At 69.8% G+C, this 19,663-nt stretch carries 7 protein-coding genes; all 7 read left to right on the top strand.

From position 1 onward, the window contains the following. The first annotated feature begins 4 nt into the window (after positions 1-4). Genes GYH29_RS16995 through GYH29_RS16965 form a run of 7 tightly spaced genes read left to right on the top strand, consistent with a single transcriptional unit; the run spans position 5 to position 19,651 of the window. Positions 5-9,160, top strand: a complete 9,156-nt coding sequence (locus GYH29_RS16995; RefSeq protein ID WP_161524165.1) for a non-ribosomal peptide synthetase — start codon at positions 5-7, stop codon at positions 9,158-9,160. Further along, positions 9,157-14,835, top strand: coding sequence for a non-ribosomal peptide synthetase (locus GYH29_RS16990; protein WP_198001591.1), 5,679 nt, complete (start codon positions 9,157-9,159; stop codon positions 14,833-14,835). The genes GYH29_RS16995 and GYH29_RS16990 overlap by 4 nt, the downstream gene beginning before the upstream one ends. Continuing rightward, positions 14,832-16,004: an acyl-CoA dehydrogenase family protein gene (locus GYH29_RS16985; RefSeq protein WP_161524164.1), complete on the top strand. Its 1,173-nt coding sequence runs from the start codon at positions 14,832-14,834 to the stop codon at positions 16,002-16,004. Before GYH29_RS16990 ends, GYH29_RS16985 begins: the two co-directional genes overlap by 4 nt. Beyond that, positions 16,001-16,966 (top strand): phosphotransferase family protein, encoded by a 966-nt coding sequence (locus tag GYH29_RS16980; RefSeq protein ID WP_118268170.1) that lies wholly within the window; start codon positions 16,001-16,003, stop codon positions 16,964-16,966. The genes GYH29_RS16985 and GYH29_RS16980 overlap by 4 nt, the downstream gene beginning before the upstream one ends. A gap of 50 nt (positions 16,967-17,016) precedes the next feature. After that, positions 17,017-17,922, top strand: a complete 906-nt coding sequence (locus tag GYH29_RS16975) for an NAD(P)/FAD-dependent oxidoreductase (protein ID WP_161524163.1) — start codon at positions 17,017-17,019, stop codon at positions 17,920-17,922. Between the two features lie 53 nt (positions 17,923-17,975). Continuing rightward, a complete protein-coding gene (locus tag GYH29_RS16970; protein ID WP_161524162.1) occupies positions 17,976-18,890 on the top strand; it encodes an alpha/beta hydrolase in 915 nt (304 codons plus the stop codon). Next, the gene (locus GYH29_RS16965) at positions 18,887-19,651 is read left to right on the top strand and encodes a thioesterase II family protein (RefSeq protein ID WP_161524161.1); all 765 of its coding nucleotides are present in this window, start codon (positions 18,887-18,889) and stop codon (positions 19,649-19,651) included. The genes GYH29_RS16970 and GYH29_RS16965 overlap by 4 nt, the downstream gene beginning before the upstream one ends. Positions 19,652-19,663: the final 12 nt, after the last annotated feature.

Below are 19,663 nucleotides of genomic sequence, written 5' to 3'. Positions count from 1 at the left end.
GCTCATGAGCGATCTTGCCGACGCGGGCGTCACGCTGTGCCGTCGCGGCGATCAGCTTCAGGTACAAGCGCCGCAGGGCGCGCTAGACGCCGCGCTGGTCGCGCGGCTGCGCGAGGCCAAGGAGGAACTGTTGCGCGTGCTCGACGACGAGGGCGCGCGCGCCGCGCCGCTGGCGCCGGCGCAGCCGGGCGAGGCCGGCGACGCGGCGGCCTTGTCGCCGGGGCAGGCTCGTTTGGTCGCGGCGACAAGGTTGGGCGATCCGGCGATGTACAACGAACAGGCGGCGATCGAACTCGCGGACGCGGTGGACGCGGAGGCTGTGGCCCGCGCCTTCGCCGCGCTCGCGCGTCGGCACGACATCCTGCGCACTGTTTTCAGCGAGGGCGAGCCGGTGCGACAGACGGTTTTGCCCGAGCCGATCGTCACGCTGCAAGCGTGGACGGTGGACGGCGACGACGCCTTGCGCGCGCGCGCCGCCGACTTGGCCCGGCTGCCGTTTGCCGCCGGCGCGCCGATGTGGCGCGTCGATTTGTTCTCGACGCCCGAGCGCGCCGCCGTGCTGGTGCTGACCATCCATCACGCCATCTTCGACCGCTGGTCGATGAGCGTGCTGATTCGCGATTTCAGCGCCTATCTCGCGTCGCCGGACGCGGCAGAGGCTTCGGCGTCCGGCCTCAGCTATCGAGACTATTCCGCCTGGCAGCGCCGCTGGATGGCGTCGCCGGACTACGCGGCGCAACTGGACGCCTGGGTGGACGACTTGGCGGAAGTGAACGAGGTGCCGGCGATACGCGGCGACCGCCCGCGTCCGCCGGCGATGAGCGGGCGCGGCGGCACCGAGCGCTTCGAGATTCCGGCCGATTGCATGGACGCGGCCGCCGCGTTCTCCCGCAGCCGCAACACCACGCTGTTTACCACTTTGTTCAGCGCCTTCGCGCTGCTTCAACATCGTTATACCGGCGAAGCGCGCGCGCTGACGCTGACGCCGGCGGCCAACCGGCCTTTCCAGGCCGCGGAGGAGATCGCCGGCTATTTCGTCAACCTGGTGGCGCTGGCCACCAAGGTGGGCGAGGGCGATAGCTTCGGCGCGCTGGTGGACCGGGCTCGCGACGCCAGCGCGCGGGCGTTCGCCCGTCAGGGCGTGCCGCTGGACGCCATTGTGGAGCGGCTGCGCGCGCGCGGCGGCCCCCGGCACGAACAGTTCGCGCAGACGGTGTTCGCTTTCCAGAACGTCCGTCTGCCGGCGGTGCGCACCGCGAGCGGCGCGGCCGTGCCCTTCGATCTGGACAGCCCGTTCGCGCGCTTCGATCTCTATCTGTCGATCGAAGGCGACGAGCGAGGCACTTTCGCGGTGTGGCAGTACAACACCGATCTGTACGAAGCGGCCACCATCCGCCAGTTGGGCGAGCACTACCTGGCGCTGCTGCGCGCGGCGCTCGCCTCGCCCGACGCGGACGCGCGCGCCTTGCCCATATTATCCGCCGAGGAAGAGGCGCGTCTGCGAGGATGGGGGCGGCATGAGCTGCCGTATCGCGCCGACGCCGCGATAGACCGGCTGTTTCGCGAGCGCGCGGCGGACCATCCCGGACGCGTCGCGCTGGAGCAGGGCGGCGTGCGCTGGACTTACGCGGAGCTTGATCAGTGGTCGGACCGCGCGGCCGGCGCGCTGCGCGCGGCCGGCGTCGAAGCGGGCGCGGTGGTGGGCGTCGCGGGCGAGCGCTCGCCGCGGCTGCTCGCCGCCTTCCTCGCCGTGCTGAAGGCGGGCGCCGCCTATTTGCCGCTTGATCCGACTTATCCGGCCGCGCGCTTGAGCGCGATGACGGCGGATGCCGCGCCGGCGCTGATGATCATCGCCGACGGCTTGGACGCCGGATGGCTCGGCGATTATGCCGGGCCGGTGTTGAGCCTGGCCGATTGCGAGGCCGGCGTCGCGCGGCCGCTCCAGTCTGAAGCGCGGCCCGCGGAGGCGGAGAGCCTGGCCTATGTGATGTACACCTCGGGGTCCACCGGTCAGCCCAAGGGCGTGGCGGTGCCGCACCGCGCGGTGGCGAGGCTAGCGACCGGCGGCGGCTATGCGCGGCTGGACGCGTCTACGGTGATGTTGCAGCAGTCTCCGCTGGGTTTCGACGCCTCAACGTTCGAAATCTGGGGATGTTGGTTGAACGGCGGGCGGTTGGTGGTCGCGGAGCCGGGCATGCCGTTTCTGGACGCGGCGTCGCGCGACGGCGTCACCACGATGTGGTTGACCGCCGACCTGTTCCGCATGGCGGTGGAAGAGGAGCCGGCCGCGCTTGGCGGCCTGCGCGAACTGCTGACCGGCGGCGACGCGCTGCCGGTGGCCAGCTGCCGGGCTTTTCTCGAGGCCTGCCCCGGCGTTGCGCTGATCAACGGCTACGGCCCGACGGAAAACACCACCTTTACTTGCAGCCATCGGGTGACGGCCGGCGACGCGCGGCGCGGCTCGATTCCGATTGGGCGGCCTATCGGCAACACCGAGGTGCGGGTGGTCGACGCGGGAGGCCGCCTGGTGCCCGTCGGCGTGCCCGGCGAGCTGTGGGCGGGCGGCGACGGACTCGCGTTAGGCTATCTGGGGCGCGCCGATTTGACGGCGGAGCGTTTCGTCGCCGCCCCGCCGCCGGACGGCGGACGCTGGTATCGCACTGGCGACCGCGTGCGCTGGCGGCGCGACGGGGTATTGGAGTTCCTGGGCCGGATCGACGAGCAGATCAAGCTGCGCGGCTATCGGATAGAACTGGGCGAGATCGAGGCGACGCTGGGCCACCACCCTGGGCTGAGCGGTTGCGCCGTCGCGCTGCGGCGCAGCGCCGCGGACGAGAAGCAATTGGTCGGCTATCTGGTGGCGCGGCCGGATTCGGGTGAGGCCGCGGATTCCGCCGCGGTGCAGGCGTGGCTGGAGGCGCGGCTGCCGGGTTATATGGTGCCGCGCGTCTGGGTCTGGCTGGACGCCTTGCCGCAGTCCGCCAACGGCAAAGTGGACCGTAAGCGTCTGCCGGATCCGGTGGTCGAGACGGGGGCGGCGGCGGCGGAGACCGAGGCCGAGGCGGCTCTGGTGGAAATCTGGCAAGGCCTGCTGGGGCTGGAACGCGTGGGGGTGAGGGATAACTTCTTCGCGCTGGGCGGCGACTCCATCCTGAGCATTCAGATGGCGTCGCGGGCGGCGGAGCGGGGCTTGCGCCTCAGCCCGCAGCAAGTATTCCGCTATCCGACGATTGCGGAACTGGCGGCGGAAGGCTGCGCGGCGGAAGAAGCCGGCGCGCAGGCGGAGCAGGGCGAGGTGGTCGGCGAAGTGAGGCCCGGCCCGATTCAGGCCTGGTATCTGGACTGGCCGGGCACGGACTGGGAACAGTTCAATCAGGGGGCCTATCTGGGCCTGGACGGGGCCGTCGACGCGGAGTCGCTGATTGGCGCGCTGCAGGCGGTGGCGCAGCGGCACGACGCGCTGCGGATAGGCTGGCGGCGGGATGGAGAGCGCTGGATTCAGGAAAGTGGCGCGGGCGAACCGGTGGAAGTGAAGGCCGTGGACTTGCGCGGTCTGGCCGATGCGGAGGCCGCGCTGGAGCGGGACGCCGCCGCGTTGCAAGCCAGCCTGCGTTTGGGCGGCGCGAGCCTGTGGGCGGCGCGGCTGTACCGGCTGGACGAGGGCTGGCGCTTGCTGTGGCTGGCGCATCACGCCTCGGTGGACGGGGTGTCGTGGCGGATTCTGCTGGAAGACCTGTGGCGGGCCTACGCGGCGCTGAGCCGGGGCGAGGCGGCGGCATGGCCGGCCAAGACGGTGTCGTATCAGGCGTGGTCGCAGCGGCTGTGGGAATGGGCGGAAACCTTGCCGGACTCAACGCTGAGTTACTGGCGGGAGATGGACGCGCCGGGCATGCCGCTGCCGGGTTTCAACGCGGCCGAGGATACGGTGGCGGCCGAGTCGCGGGTCTCGCTGCAGTGGGACGCGGAGACGACGGAACGCTGGCTGCGGCAAGCGGGCGAGGCTTACCGGATGCGTCCGGAAGAATTGCTGGTGACCGCGCTGGCGCGGGCCTTGCGCCAATGGACGGGCGCGGAGGAATGCGTGCTGGACCTGGAAGGGCACGGCCGTGACGGGCTGGCGGGCGTGGATGTGTCGCGCACCGTGGGCTGGTTCACCAGCCTGTATCCGCTGCGGCTGCCGCTGAGCGGGGAGCTGTCAGGAGACCTGAAACGGGTGAAGGAGCGGATGCGGAGCGTGCCGGACGGCGGCCTGGCTTACCACGCGCTGCGTTACGGCGGCCGCGGGTCGGAGCTGGGCGGCCACGCGCGCACGGTGTGCTTCAACTACCTGGGCCAATGGCGGCTGGAGGAGGGCGGCGAGCCGCGCTCCACGTGGTTGGGGGAGCCGCCGGGCGGGACGCGCGGGGCGGGGATGACGCGGCGCTATGGGCTGGACGTGGTGGCGCAGGTGCACGAAGGGCGCTTGCGGGTGGACTGGCTGTATAGCGCGGCGCGACAGCGGGAAGACGCGATCAAGGCGCTGGCCGAGGGCTTCCGCGCGGAACTGGACGCGGTGCTGGCGCATTGCCAGTCGCCGGAGTCTGGAGGGCTGACGCCGTCGGACCTGCCGCTTGCTCATCTGGACCAGAGCGAGATCGACGCGATCGAGCGCGAGCATCCGCGGCTGGAGGCCCTGTACGGTCTTACGCCGCTGCAGCAGGGCATTTTGTTCCATTCCATTGCCGACGACGGCGCGCCGCTCTACGTGGAACAACTGCACTGGAAAATGAGCGGGGCTTTCGATGCGGAGCGCTTCCGCCAAGCCTGGTTCGATGTTGCGGCTGCGCACGCCGCGCTGCGCACCACCTTCCGCTGGCGGGGGCTGAAGAGCGCGGTCCAAATCGTTCACCCTCGTCTGGACCCGGACTGGGAGACGCTGGATTGGGGAGACGTGTCCGCCGACGCCTGCGCCAGCCGCTTCGCGGCCTTGCGGGAGCTTGACCGCGAACGCGGCTTCGATCTCGAACGCGGGCCCTTGCTGCGCGGCACCCTGGTGCGCGAGCCCGGCGACGCTTGGCGCTTCTTGTGGAGTTACCACCACGCGGTGGTGGACGGATGGTCGGTGCCGCTGATTCTGAAGCAGGTGCTTGGCCGTTACGCCGAGCTCGGCGCGGGCGAGGCGGCTCCGCTGCCGGGCAGCCGTTTTCTGCCCTTCGTGAACTGGCTGGCCGCGCGGGACGCGCGCGAACAGGCGGAGTACTGGAAGCAAGTGCTGGAGGGCATAGAGGAGCCCACGCCCATTGGTTTCGCGTCTCCGGCGCGCGGACCTCAAGCGCAGGGCCAGGGCCGGCGCGCCTTCGTCTTCGACGCGGCGCTGCGCGAGGAGGTAGACCGCGCCGCGCGGCGGGCCGGCGTAACCCGCGCCAGCCTGCTGACCGGCGCTTGGGCGTTGACGCTGGGCTATGCCGGCGGCGGGCGCGACGTGGTGTTCGGCACCACCTTGTCCGGCCGGCCGGCGACCTTGCCGGGCGTCGAGCGGATGGTCGGCCTTTTCATCAACACGGTGCCGGTGCGCGTGGGCATGGACGACGACGCGAGCGTATCGCAATGGCTGCGGCAGTTGCATGAACAGCAGAGTGAGCGGGCCAGGCTGGGAGCCGCCTCGCTCACAGACATCCAGCGCTGGGCGGGCTACGAGGGCGGCGAGCTCCTGAGCAGCTTGTTCGTGGTGGAAAACTATCCGGTGGATCGGACGCTGGCCCGGGGCGATGCCGGTTTCGACGTCAGCGAGTTCGCAGCCGCCGAAACGCGCACCAACTATCCGCTGGTCGGCCAGTTGATTCCAGGCGAGGAGACCGTGCTCTACGTCGATTTCGACGCCTCGCGTTACGACGAGGAGAGCATAGGCCGCTTGGGCGCGAGCTTCATGCACCTGCTCTCCCAGCTCGCCGCACAGCCGGATGCCCGGCTTGGCGATCTGACCCTGGTGGACGACGACGAGGCGCGCCGGCTGATTCACGACTGGAACGCGACGCCGCCGGTAGGCGAAGGTTATCTGCTGCACGCGGGCATAGAGCGGCACGCCGAGCTGACGCCGCTGGCGCCGGCGATCATCGGCGTGGATGAAGCGATGAATTACCGGGAGCTGGCCGACGAGACGCTGCGCACGGCGAGGGCCGTGGCGGCGGCGGGCGCGAAGCGCGAACCGGTCGCCGTGCTGCTGCCTAGGAGCGCGCGCGCGGTCGCCGCGTACTCGGGCGTGATGCGCGCCGGCTGCGCTTATGTGCCGGCCGATCCGGCGATGCCGCCGGGACGATTGCGCGATCTGCTGGCCACGGTCGGCTACGTGCTGACGACGCGCGAGCATCTGCCGATGTTGGGCGGCGTCGCCGCGCGGGCGATCCTGATCGACGAAACGCCGCCGGCCGATGTCGCGCTGCCGGACGCGGCGCCCGACGATCTGGCCTATGTGATGTTCACCTCCGGGTCCACCGGCAAACCCAAGGGCGTGATGATCACCCATCGCGCGGCCTCGCTGACGATAGAGGTTTTCCTGCGCCGCTATGAGATAGGCGCGTCCGACCGCTTGATGTGCGTGTCGGCGGCGGGTTTCGACCTGTCGGTATTCGATTTCTTCGGCGCGTTCGCGGCGGGCGCCGCCGTCTTGCTCGCGCCGGAATCGTCGACGATCGCGCCAGCCGTGTGGCTGGAACTGATGACGCGCGAGGGGGCGACGGTATGGGAGTCCGTGCCGGCGGTGATGGAGCTGTTGCTGCTTGAGTGCCGGCAAAGCGGGCGCGCGCTGCCGCCTTCCTTGAAGCTGGCGATGTTGAGCGGCGACCGCGTGCCGGTGGGGCTGCCCGCGCAGATCCGAGCGGCCGCGACGTCCGATCCTGAGGTGTTGGCGCTGGGCGGCGCCACCGAGGCGGCCATCTGGTCGTGCTGGTACGACACGCGGGAACTGGCGTCCGACGCCGCCTTCGTGCCCTACGGCCGCCATCTGCCGGGGCAGCGGCTTTATGTGTTGTCCTCCTCGCTGCAAGCGGTGCCGGTGGGCGTGCCGGGCGACCTGTGGATCGCCGGCGCGGGCGTGGCGCTGGGTTATCTCGGCCAGCCGGATCTCACTGCTTACCGTTTTGTCGACAATCCCTTTGTGCCGGGCGAGCGGATGTACCGGACTGGCGATCGCGCGCGTGTTCTTGCCGACGGCAATCTCGAATTCCTGGGACGAGTGGACGACCAGGTCAAGATCGGCGGCTTCCGGATCGAGATCGGCGAAATCGAAGCCGCGCTAGCGGCGGCGCCGGGCGTGGAGCGCGGCGTGGCCTCGGTGGTCGAGCGAGACGGGCGGCGAATCATCGCCGGCTATGTGCTGTTGCTGCCGGGCGCGAGTTTGGATCTTGCCGCGGTTCGCGACGCGCTGGCGCGGCGCTTGCCGCCCTACATGCTGCCCGCGTCGATCATGGCGCTGGACAGCTTGCCGCTGAGCGCCAACGGCAAAGTGGACCGCAAGCGTCTGCCGGATCCGGTGGTCGAGACGGGGGCGGCGGCGGCGGAGACCGAGGCCGAGGCGGCGCTGGTGGAAATCTGGCAAGGCCTGCTGGGGCTGGAACGCGTGGGGGTGAGGGACAACTTCTTCGCGCTGGGCGGCGACTCCATCCTGAGCATTCAGATGGCGTCGCGGGCGGCGGAGCGGGGCTTGCGCCTCAGCCCGCAGCAAGTGTTCCGCTATCCGACGATTGCGGAACTGGCGGCGGAAGGCTGCGCGGCGGAAGAAGCCGGCGCGCAGGCGGAGCAGGGCGAGGTGGTCGGCGAAGTGAGGCCCGGCCCGATTCAGGCCTGGTATCTGGACTGGCCGGGCACGGACTGGGAACAGTTCAATCAGGGGGCCTATCTGGGCCTGGACGGGGCCGTCGACGCGGAGTCGCTGATCGGCGCGCTGCAGGCGGTGGCGCAGCGGCACGACGCGCTGCGGATAGGCTGGCGGCGGAATGGAGAGCGCTGGATTCAGGAAAGCGGCGCGGGCGAACCGGTGGAAGTGAAGGCCGTGGACTTGCGCGGCCTGGCCGATGCGGAGGCCGCGCTGGAGCGGGACGCCGCCGCGTTGCAAGCCAGCCTGCGTCTGGGCGGCGCGAGCTTGTGGGCGGCGCGGCTGTACCGGCTGGACGAGGGCTGGCGCTTGCTGTGGCTGGCGCATCACGCCTCGGTGGACGGGGTGTCGTGGCGGATTCTGCTGGAAGACCTGTGGCGTGCCTACGCGGCGCTGAGCCGGGGCGAGGCGGCGGCATGGCCGGCCAAGACGGTGTCGTATCAGGCGTGGTCGCAGCGGCTGTGGGAATGGGCGGAAACCTTGCCGGACTCAACGCTGAGTTACTGGCGGGAGATGGACGCGCCGGGCATGCCGCTGCCGGGTTTCAACGCGGCCGAGGATACGGTTGAGGCCGAGTCGCGGGTCTCGCTGCAGTGGGAGCCGGAGACGACGGAACGCTGGTTGCGGCAAGCGGGCGAGGCTTACCGGATGCGTCCGGAGGAATTACTGGTGACCGCGCTGGCGCGCGCCTTGCGCCAATGGACGGGCGCGGAGGAATGCGTGCTGGACCTGGAAGGGCACGGCCGCGACGGGCTGGCGGGCGTGGACGTGTCGCGCACCGTGGGCTGGTTCACCAGCCTGTATCCGCTGCGGCTGCCGCTGAGCGGGGAGCTGTCAGGGGATCTGAAACGGGTGAAGGAGCGGATGCGGAGCGTGCCGGACGGCGGCCTGGCTTACCACGCGCTGCGTTACGGCGGCCGTGGGTCGGAGCTGGGCGGCCACGCGCGCACGGTGTGCTTCAACTACCTGGGCCAATGGCGGCTGGAGGAGGGCGGCGAGCCGCGCTCCACGTGGTTGGGGGAGCCGCCGGGCGGGACGCGCGGGGCGGGGATGACGCGGCGCTACGGGCTGGACGTGGTGGCGCAAGTGCATGAAGGGCGCTTGCGGGTGGATTGGCTGTATAGCGCGGCGCGACAGCGGGAAGGCGCGATCACGGAACTGGCCGAGGGCTTCCGCGCCGAGTTGGACGCGGTGCTGGCGCATTGCCAGTCGCCGGAGTCTGGGGGCCTGACGCCGTCGGACCTGCCGCTCGCCCATCTGGACCAGAACGATATCGACGAAGTGTTACAGCTACTGAACGAACAGTTATGAACCAAACATTATCGAATACCGCACAGCAAGCCCGCTCGAAAGTCGAGACCATGCTGCCGTTGACGCCGACGCAACAGGGCCTGCTGTTTCATACGCTGAAGGCGCCGGAGTCCGGCGTCTATTACGAACAGGTGGCTTGCTCCTTCCACGCCGCGCTCAACGCCGCCGATTACCGGCGCGCGTTGGAAGCGGTGGTCGCGCGGCACGGCGTGCTGCGCACCGGCTTTTTGTGGGACGGCCCGTCCAAGCCGGTGCAAGTGGTCTTCCGCGACGTCGAACTGCCGTGGGTGGAGGAGGACTGGCGAGCGTTTGACCAAGAGGAGCAGCAGCGCCGTCTCGCCGCCTATCGGGACGCGGACCGGCGTCCCGGCTTTCACCTGAGCCGCGCGCCGCTGATGCGTTGCGCCTTATTCCGCACCGGAGAGGAGCGCTACGAGTTCGTGTGGAGCTATCACCATCTGCTGCTGGATGGTTGGTCGGTGCAGATTGTGCTGGGGGAGGCGCTCGCCTTTTACGACGCTTACCGGCGCAGCGTCGTTCCGGCTATGCCGCCGCCCCAGCCGTACAGCGCCTTCCTGCGCTGGTTGGACGAACAGGACGGCGCCGAGGCCGAGGCTTTCTGGCGAGCGCGGCTGGGCGATGTGCGCTCGGCCACGCCCCTGCCGTTCGCCGACGACGCGCGTCCGGACCGCGCGCCCGGCCACGGTCTGATAGAACGCGAGCTCGACGCGCGAACGAGCGAGGGATTGCAGCGTTTGGCGCGAGAGTGCGAGCTCACGCAGAGCACGGTGATCCAGGCCGCCTGGGCCTTGTTGTTGGCGCGCGCGAGCGGCCGCGACGACGTGGTGTTCGGCACCACCGTGTCCGGCCGGCCGGCGGCGCTGCGCGGCGTCGAGCAGATGGTGGGGCTCTTTGTCAACGCGCTGCCGACGCGCGCGTCCGTCGACCTTGAACTGACGCTGGGCGACTGGCTGCGGCGGCTGCATCGCCAGCACGTCGACGCCGAAGCCTATGCGTATACCCCGCTGCACGCGATTCCGGGCTGGAGCGGAGTCGCTCCCGGCGCGCCCTTGTTCGAGAGCTTGGTGGTGTTTGAGAACTACCCGGCGCGGGCGGATGCGAAACGCTATCGCGAGCAACTGGGCGTGAGCGATGTCGAGGTGGTCGAACAGACCAATTACCCGCTGACCGTGGTGGCGATTCCCGGCGAGCGCTTGCGCCTGCGTCTGCATTTCGACCGCCAGCGGATCTCGGCGGCGTCGGCAGAGCGGGTCGTGGAGATGCTGGCGGGGGTGTTGGGCCAGTTTGAACGCGGCGGCCCGGCGCTGAGCGTCGCGCGGGTGTCGCTGTTGGGCGACGAAGCTGGCGGCGCGCTGGCCGCGCGCTGGAACGCGGCGGCCCGTCGCGCGGACGATGCGGAGCGCCAGTGCCTGCATCGCCGTTTTGAGGCGCAAGCGCGCTCGCGGCCGGACGCCGTTGCGCTGAAGTGCGACGGCGAGACGCTCACTTACGCGGAACTGGATCGCCGCGCCAACCGGCTGGCCTGGCGGCTGGACGCGGCCGGGGTGCGCGGCAACGCGCCTGTCGCGCTGGCGTTTGGGCGCGGCATGGACAGCGTCGTCGCGATTCTGGCCGTGCTGAAGGCGGGCGCCTTTTACGTGCCGCTGGATCTCGACCATCCGTCGGAACGCCTCGCATGGATGCTGGACGATATCGGCGCCGGCGCGCTGATCTGCGGCGAGGAGGCGCGAGATCGCTTCGGGGATTTCGGCGGGGTTCTGATCGGGATGGGGGATGCGGCGGCGTCCGGCGAGCGCGAAGACGCGCCGCCGCCGCGAGACACTTCGCCCGCGGACCTGTGCTATGTGATCTACACCTCGGGTTCGACCGGGCAGCCTAAAGGCGTGTGCGTGGAGCACCGCAACGCGGACCATTTGTTCGCGGCCACGCGCCGGAGCTACGGCATTGGACCGTCGGACGTATGGACCTTGTTCCATTCCTATGCCTTCGATTTCTCGGTATGGGAAATCTGGGGCGCCTTGCTGCATGGCGGACGGCTGGAAATCGTGCCTTACCGCTGCTCGCGCACGCCGGACGAATTTCTCGCGCTGCTGGAACGCGAGGGCGTCACGATGCTGAGCCAGACCCCCAGCGCTTTCAAGCAACTGCTGCGCGCGCTGGACGACGCGCGGCGGCCTTTGCCGGCCGGCTTGCGCTATGTGTTCTTTGGCGGCGAGGCGACGATTCCCAGCCAGTTCGCCGCCTGCCTGAACGATGCGGGCGGGGTGGCGCTGGTCAATCTCTACGGCATCACCGAGACCACGGTGCATGTCACCGAGCGCGTATTGGGCCCGGGCGACGCGCAGTCGTCGCGCAGCCCTGTGGGCCGGCCCTTGCCGGGCTACCGCGTCTACCTGCTCGACGCCGCCGGGCATCCGGTGCCGCCGGGCGTGCCGGGCGAAATTCACGTGGGCGGGGAGGGCGTGGCGCGCGGTTACCACAATCGTCCCGAGCTCGACCGTGAGCGTTTCATCGCGGACCCGTTCCTGCCCGGCGAGCGGCTTTATCGCAGCGGAGACCTAGGGCGCTTCGACGCGCGCGGCGAGCTGGACTATCTGGGCCGCATCGACGACCAGGTCAAGATCCGCGGTTTCCGCATCGAGCTGGGCGAAGTGGAGGCGACGCTGGCCCGGCATCCGGACGTCGCCGCGGCAGCGGTCATGGTCGACGACGCGACCATAGACGGCCACGCCCAATTGGCGGGTTTTGTGGTGGCGCGCGGTTCGGCGCGCGTGTCCGGTTCCGCGCTGCGGGACTGGCTTGCCCAGCGCCTGCCGCCGCATGCGGTGCCGGCGCGCCTAGTCGAGGTGGACGCGATTCCGCTGACGAGCAACGGCAAGCTGGATCGCCGCAGGCTGGCCGGCGCGCTGGCGGCGGACGCCGACGCGGCGCGTCCGCGCATAGCGCCGCGCAACGCGGTGGAGCAGGCGCTTGTCGGTGTGTTCGAGTCCGTGCTCAAACGCTCGCCTATCGGCGTTACCGACAACTTTTTCGAGCTGGGCGGCGACTCCATCCTGAGCATTCAGATCCTGTCCGCCGCGCACAAGGTCAACATCGATTTTTCGCTGGACGATTTGATGCGCTCGCTGACCATAGAGCGGCTCGCGCCGCGCGTCCGGCAGGCGGACTCGGCGCCGCGGACCGCGAGCGCGCCGCCGCTAGATGCCGTCCACGAGGACGCCTATCCGCTCAGCGAAATGCAGATGGCGATGCTCGCCAACGAGATGCGGCACGGCCAGGACTCGGCTTACCACAACGTCAACGGCCAGCGTCTGGCTCTGCCATTCGACGCTGCCGCGCTAGAGGCGGCGCTCCGCGGCGCCTTTGAACGCCATCCGGCGCTGCGCACCGCTTTCGACCTCGCGGCCGACGAGGAGCCGCTGCAGTACGTGCATCGTCAAGTGCCTTTGCCGCTGACGGTCAGCGATTGGCGAGGCCTGGACCCGGAGCGGCAGGACGCGCGGATTCGAGATTGGCGCGAAGCCGAGCGGCGCCGGCGCTTCGACGTCGAGCGTCCGCCGCTGATCCGCTTCGCCGTGCACCGCTTGAGCGAAGAGGCGATGCACATCGGCGTGACCAAGCACCACGCGATTCTGGACGGCTGGAGTTTCAACCTGCTGCTCTCCGAGCTGATCTCCGACTATTCGGCGCGGCTGGCCGGCCGGCCGCTGACGCTGGCTGCGCCCGCGAGCCGGTTCCGCGATTTCGTCGAGCGGGAGCGCGAGGCGGCGCGTTCGGAATCGCTGCGCGATTGGTGGCGCGCGCGTCTGCAATCCTTGCCGGTCACGCGGCTGGCGCGGGAGCCGGGCGGCGACGCGGAGCCGGTCGAAGTGCCCATTTCGGCAGCCCAGTCGGCTGGCCTGGAAGCGCTTGCCGCGAGCGCGGGCGCATCAGTGAAAAGCGTGCTGCTGACGGCCCATCTGCTCGCCTTGTCGCGCATCGCAGGCGCATCCTCGGTGACCAGCGGCGTGGTGTTCAACGGCCGCAGCGAGGGTGTTGACGGCGATCGGGTGCTGGGCCTGTTCCTGAACAGTCTGCCGCTGGGTTTCGACTTTCCGGCCGGCGCCTTCGACGCCGTCGCGCTGGTGCGCGCGGTGCAGTCGGCCGAGCTGGAAGTCTTCAGTCGCCGGCGCTACCCCTTGATCGAATTGCATCGACAGGCCGGCACGGTGTTCGACGCGCTGTTCAACTTCACGCATTTCCGCGCTCTGGAGGAAGCGGTGCGCGACATCGAGGTTTCCGACGGCTATGCGAGCGATATGACTAATGTGCCGCTGGTGGTGCAGAGCAGCTTCGACGGTCGGCAGCGCGCACTGCGGATCACGCTGGTGCCGTCGCGTGGGTATTTCTCTACGGCGACCGTCAACCGCTTCGCGGCTCTCTATGCGGGCGCCTTGCGAACGCTGCTGGGCGAGCCCGAGGCAGAGGGCGCAGGCGCCATCGGCGCGATAAGGGCGGACGGCGGAGAGCGCCGGAGCGGGGCCTCTACCGCCGCGACGCCGGCCGCGGCCGGGAGGGCCGCGGCGGCGCGGCCTAGCGGCGCGGCCCTGCGACGCGAACTGAGGGCGCTATGGGCGGCCGTGCTCAAGCGCGAACCGCCGTCCGACGACAGCGATTTTGTGGCGTTGGGCGGAGACTCGCTGCTGATGCTGCGGATCTGCTCCCGCGCCGGCCGGGCGTTTGGGCTGAACTCAGCGGTGGTGGCTCGCTTGCTGACGGCACAAACGGTAGCCGAGCAAGCCCGCGTCATAGAGACAGACGGCGCGGGCGAAGACGGCGCACGGGTCGGCTCGCTCGTCGCCTTGTCCGCGCAGGGCGATGCGCCGCCGCTGTTCTTCGCGCCCGGCGCGGGCGGGCATGTGCCGTATCTGCGCGCGCTCGCGGCCGAGTTGCCGAACGCCTTCTCGGTGTGGGGCATGGAGCTGTCCGGCGACGCGGACAGCGTGGAAGCGACGGCGACGGCGCTGATCGCGGACATCCGGCGGGTGCAGCCTTACGGCCCGTATCGTCTCGGCGGTCATTCCTTTGGCGGTTGGGTCGCTTTTGAGATTGCCCGGCAATTGGCCGGACAGGGCGAGGCGGTGGACTGGGTCGCGGTGGTGGACAGCTTGCCGCCGGGGCCGGCGGCGCAGTCGCGGAAACAGGATTGGCAGGGCGGCCGTTGGATAGCGGAGATCGGCAACAGCTTCGCGCGCCTGGCCGACGCCGAACTGGTGTTCGACGAAGGCGAATTCGACGCGCTGGACGATGCGAGGAGAGTCGAACGCTTGCGCGAGCGCTTGATCGAGGCGGGCGCGGTGCCGGAGGCGCTCGGCCTGGCCGAATTCGCGGCGCGCGTGCGCGCCTTCATTGCGCATTCGCTGACCGATTACGCGCCGGCGACGCCTTATGCGGGGCCCTTGCACATGATCGTGGCCGCCGACGGGGACGGTGAAGCGCTGATAAGCGGCTGGCGTCAGGCTGCGTCGGGCGCGGCGACGGCGGTTCGCCTGGCCGGCGACCATATCGGCATCATGCGCCGCCCGTTCGTCAACGGGTTAGCCGCCGCTTTGCGCGCCGCGGAAGCCGCCGCGCGCCGATCCGTTTCCGTGAAGCAAACCGAGGAAGAACAATGAATACACGAGTGAAGGCATTCGCCGCCGTTGAAGCGGGGCTGGCGGAACCGGAGGCGGCGCTCGCCAACGGCGATTTCGAAACCGTTGAACGGCTGATGAGCGGCATCCGCGAGAGCAACCGGATGAAAGGCGTCTGGCTGCCGCAGGTGCCGCGCGCGGACGGCGGCCTGGGCTTGAGCCTGCTTGAGCTGGTGGAAGTAGGCGAACTGCTGGGTGCCTCGCCGCTGGGCCATTACGCGGTCAACTACCAGGCGCCCGACGCCGGCAATATCGACGTGCTGCTGGAGTACGCCACTCCCGCGCAGCGCCGGCGCTGGCTGGAGCCGCTTCTGCGCGGCGAGCTGCGCAGCTGCTTCGCGGCGACGGAGCCCGAGTCCGCGGGATCCAACCCCTCCTCGCTGAAAACGACGGCGGTGTACAAGGACGGCGGCTGGCACTTGAGCGGCCGCAAATGGTTCGCGTCCGGCGCCGACGGCGCGGGCTTCGCCATCGTGCTGGCCGTCACCGACGAGGCCGCGCCGCTGCACGCGCGCACCAGCACCTTCATTGTGCCGACCGACGCGCCGGGCTTCCGCCATGTCCGCAATCTGCGCGTAATGGGCGACGAAGGCTGCGGCTGGGCCAGCCACGGCGAACTGGAGCTGGACGATTGTCGGGTGGGCGAGGACGCGATGCTGGGCAAGCCGGGCGAGGGCTTCGTCGTGTTGCAGGCCCGGCTCGCCACCGGGCGGCTGCATCATTGCGCGCGCTGGATTGGCGTGTGCGAGCGCGCCTTCGCCATAATGTGCCGGCGGGCGTGCCGCCGGGAGCTGGCTGCGGGCGAGCTATTGTCCTCGCGCCAGACCGTGCAGAACTGGATCGCCGAGAGCCGCGCGTCGATAGACGCCGCGCGGCTGCTGGTGACTCAGGCGGCCACGCGGCTGCAAAACCGTCATGAGCGCGCGCAGATCGACATCTCGATCGCGAAATTTTTCGTGGCCGGCGCAACGCAGACTGTGCTCGATCACGCGCTGCAGGTGCAAGGCGCGCTGGGCGTCAGCGGCGACACGATTCTCAACGTGTTGTGGCGGCATGAACGAGCGGGGCGGATTTACGACGGCCCGGACGAAGTCCACAAAGCGCTGGTGGCGCGCCATGCGCTGGCCGGCTTCCGCCGGGAGCTGACATGAGCGCGCGAATCGCGGAGCGGGCGATGGCGGCATTGGGCCGCTCCGGCATGGGCGCGCGCGCGACGCGGGTCGGCGGCGGCCGGGCCAGCGAAGTGTTTTTGGTGCAAGGGGGCGACAGCGAGCTCATTGCCTACTGGCTGCCGGAGGGCGGCGCGCGGGAAGCGCGGCGTCGTTTCGCGCTCCTTGAGCGGATGGCTGGCCAGTTCCGGCTCGCGCCCAGGCCGCTGGCGGTTGATGAGGACGGCGACGCCGCCTTGTTGCTGGTCGAAAAGCTGGAGGGCGTCGCGCCGGCGGCTTGCGGGCCGCTCGCGCCCGACACGGTGCGCCGGCTCGCGGAAAACTTCATCGGGACGCTGGCGAGCCTGCATGCGCTGGAGGTCGCGCCCGCCGATCGGCCCCCCGACTATCTGCGTCGCATTCTGAGCGAGTGGCGGCGGCGCTGGAACGCGGAGGAGGCGGGCGGGGCGATAGACGCCGACTTCAGCGCCGTGGCCGACTGGCTGACCGAGCATATGCCCGAGACCGCGCCCGCGGCCTGGCTGCACAACGACTACAAGCTGGACAACATCCTCGTCGATCCGGGCGACCCCGCGCGGGTGGTGGGCGTCGTCGACTGGGAGCTGGCCGCCGTCGGCCATCCGCTGGCCGACCTTGGCGCCGCACTCGCTTACTGGATAGAGAACCGGGACTCGTCGCTGCTGCGGCTGGACGCGCCTGGACCGAGCTGCGCGCCGGGCGCGCCGACGCGCGAGGCGCTGGTCGATTTGTACGCGGCGGCGGCCGGACGCGAGGTGACGGCTCCCGCCTATTGGTATGCCTACGGCCTGCTGCGCTTGGCGGTAATCACGCAGCAACTGGCGCTGCGGCGCCGGGACGAAGGCCAGCGGGTGCCGCGCGCCAAGCTGATCGTGCGCTGGCTGCTGGACCGCGCGGCGGAAGCTTGCGGCGGCGGCCGCCTATGAAGGCCGCCCGCGCGCCATCCCATTCATTTCCAATCAAGGACTCTCGACCCATGAATTCCGAAACCTCCCCAATGTTGTTCGACGTCGTCGTGATCGGCGGCAGTCACGCCGGACAATCCGCCGCGCTGCAGATCGCGCGCGCGCGCCGCCGCGTGCTGGTGATCGATGCCGGCGCGCGCCGCAACCGCTTCGCCTCTCAATCTCACGGCGTGATCGGCCAGGACGGACGTTCGCCGGACGCGATCGCCGCGGACGGCAAGGCACAGCTGCTTGCTTACCCTAACGCGCAATGGCGGGAGGACAGCGTGGTCCGGGCGGAGCGGAGCGACGCCGGCTATACGCTCATCTGCGCATCCGGGCAACACTACAGGGCGCGCCAGCTGGTGCTCGCCTTCGGCGTGGTGGACGAGCTGCCGGAGCTGGAGGGCCTGGAGGAACGCTGGGGGGACAGCGTGTTCCACTGCCCTTACTGCCACGGCTACGAACTGGATCGGGGCCGCATCGGCGTGCTCGGCAGCGGGCCCTTGTCCTATTTGTCGGCGATGTTGATGCCGGAGTGGGGGCAGACCGTTTTTCTGACCGACGCTAGCTTCGAGCCGGACGAGGAGCAGCGCGAGGCGCTGGCGCGGCGGGGCGTTGAGATCGTGCGCGACCGGATCGCGCGCATTGTCGACCGCGCCACCGTCGAACTTGCCGATGGGCGCCGGATCGCGTTCGACGGGCTGTTCACGATGAACCGCATGCGCCTGTCCAGCCCCGTCGCGGAACAACTGGGGTGCGCGATAGAGGAGGGGCCGCTGGGGCCGTATGTGCGGACCGACGACGCGATGGAGACTTCGACGCCGGGCGTGTTCGCTTGCGGCGACATCACGCATCGGGGAGGCACCGTGGCGCTGGCCATCGGCAACGGCGCGCTGGCGGGCATCGCTGCGCATCGCAAGTTGGTGTTCGGGTGAGGCGCGCGGGGCGTGACGGCGCGTTTCTCTTTCTTGCTACCGGAAATTGATCAATGAGTTGGCAAAACCTATGTTTTTCGTGGCTGTTGCGCAGAACGGCCAAATCTCTGACCCGCAAACCCGGCCTGACCGCTCAGGAAATGCGCGAGCGCAGCGCGAAATGGGCTCGCGGCGAAGCAAAGCCGCCGCGCGGATGGCGGGTGCGCAAGCTGGACGCGCAGGCGTTGCGAGGCGAGTGGATAGAGCCGGAGGCCGCCGAGCGGCGCGAGGCGACCGGGCGGGTCATTCTGTATCTGCACGGCGGCGGCTATTGCTTCTGCTCCCCGGTCACGCACCGGGGCGTGGCCGCCGCGCTGGCGCGGGAAGCGGACGCACGGGCGTTTTCGCTGGATTACCGGCTTGCGCCGGAACATCCGTTCCCCGCCGCCGTCGACGACGCGCTGGCGGCGTATCAGGCGCTGCTGGACGAGGGCGTGGTGGCGGACCGGATCGTGATCGCCGGGGATTCGTCGGGGGGCGGGCTGGCGCTCGCGCTGCTGCTGTCGCTGCGCGACGCGGGCGCGCCCTTGCCGGCCGGGGCGGTGCTGTTCTCGCCGTGGACGGATTTGGCGGCGACCGGAGCGTCGCTCGAAGCGAACGATGCGTCCGACGTGATGCTGACAGCCGTTGCGGTGAGGAATTTCTCGCGTTACTACCTTGGCGACGCCGCGGCCGATCATCCCATCGCCTCGCCGCTCTACGGCGAGTACGCGGGTCTGCCCGATCTGTTCATCCAGGCCAGCGACACCGAGGTGCTGCTGGACGACGCCGCGCGCGTGGCTCGCAAGGCGAGCGCGGCCGGCGTCGCGGTGGACTTCAAGGTGTGGCGGCGGCTGCCGCACGCATGGGCCACCTTGGCGCCCATGCTGCCGGAGGCGAGGGCGGCGATTAAAGAGGCCGGCGGCTTCGTTCGCAAGGTGGCGCCATGAACCGCGAATGGAAGCCGGCGCCGGGCGGCGCGTGGGTGGACGCCGCGCCGGCGGGCCGGCATGCGGCGCTGCGCCTGTTTTGCTTTCCGTATGCGGGCGGCGGCGCGGCGGTGTTCCGGGGCTGGGAGGAGCGGCTTCCGGCCGAGGTGGATGTCCGGCCGATGCATCCGCCGGGGCGGGGGCGGCGGTTTCACGATGCGCTGCGCTACCGGCTGGATCAGCTGGCCGACGAGGCGACGGACGCGATTGCGCCGTTTCTGGACCGGCCTTACGCCTTGTTCGGGCACAGCATGGGCGCGAGCCTAGCGTTTGAAGTGGCTCAACGGGTGCTGGCGCGAGGCCTGCCGTCGCCGTCGTGTTTGATCGTTTCCGGTCGCGCCGCGCCGCACTTGCCCGCGAGGGATCGGCCGATCCACGCTTTGCCGGACGAGCAGTTTCTGGACGAGGTGATGAGGATGAACGGCACGCCGGCGGAAGTGCTGGAGCACCCGGAGCTGGTTCAGATCATTCTGCCGGTGCTGCATGCCGATTTTGAGGCGATAGAGACCTACCATCCCGAGCCGCGTCCTCCGCTGAGCTGCCGCATCCTTGCCCTTGGCGGCAGCGAAGAGGTCCGGGGCGCGGAGGCGGCGGCTTCATGGCGCGGCTACACCACCGGCGGCTTCCGCAGCGAGATCCTTCCCGGCGATCACTTCTTTCTGAATGGGAAGCCGGACAGTTTGTTCGCGATACTGAACGAGGAGCTTGGCCGATTTTTGTGACCAGTGGCTGGG

Source organism: Chromobacterium haemolyticum (assembly GCF_009936155.1).
In the GTDB taxonomy this organism is placed as follows: domain Bacteria; phylum Pseudomonadota; class Gammaproteobacteria; order Burkholderiales; family Chromobacteriaceae; genus Chromobacterium; species Chromobacterium haemolyticum.
The sequence above is the reverse complement of the archived record's forward strand: the minus strand, read 5'-3'. Positions and strand labels throughout refer to the sequence as shown.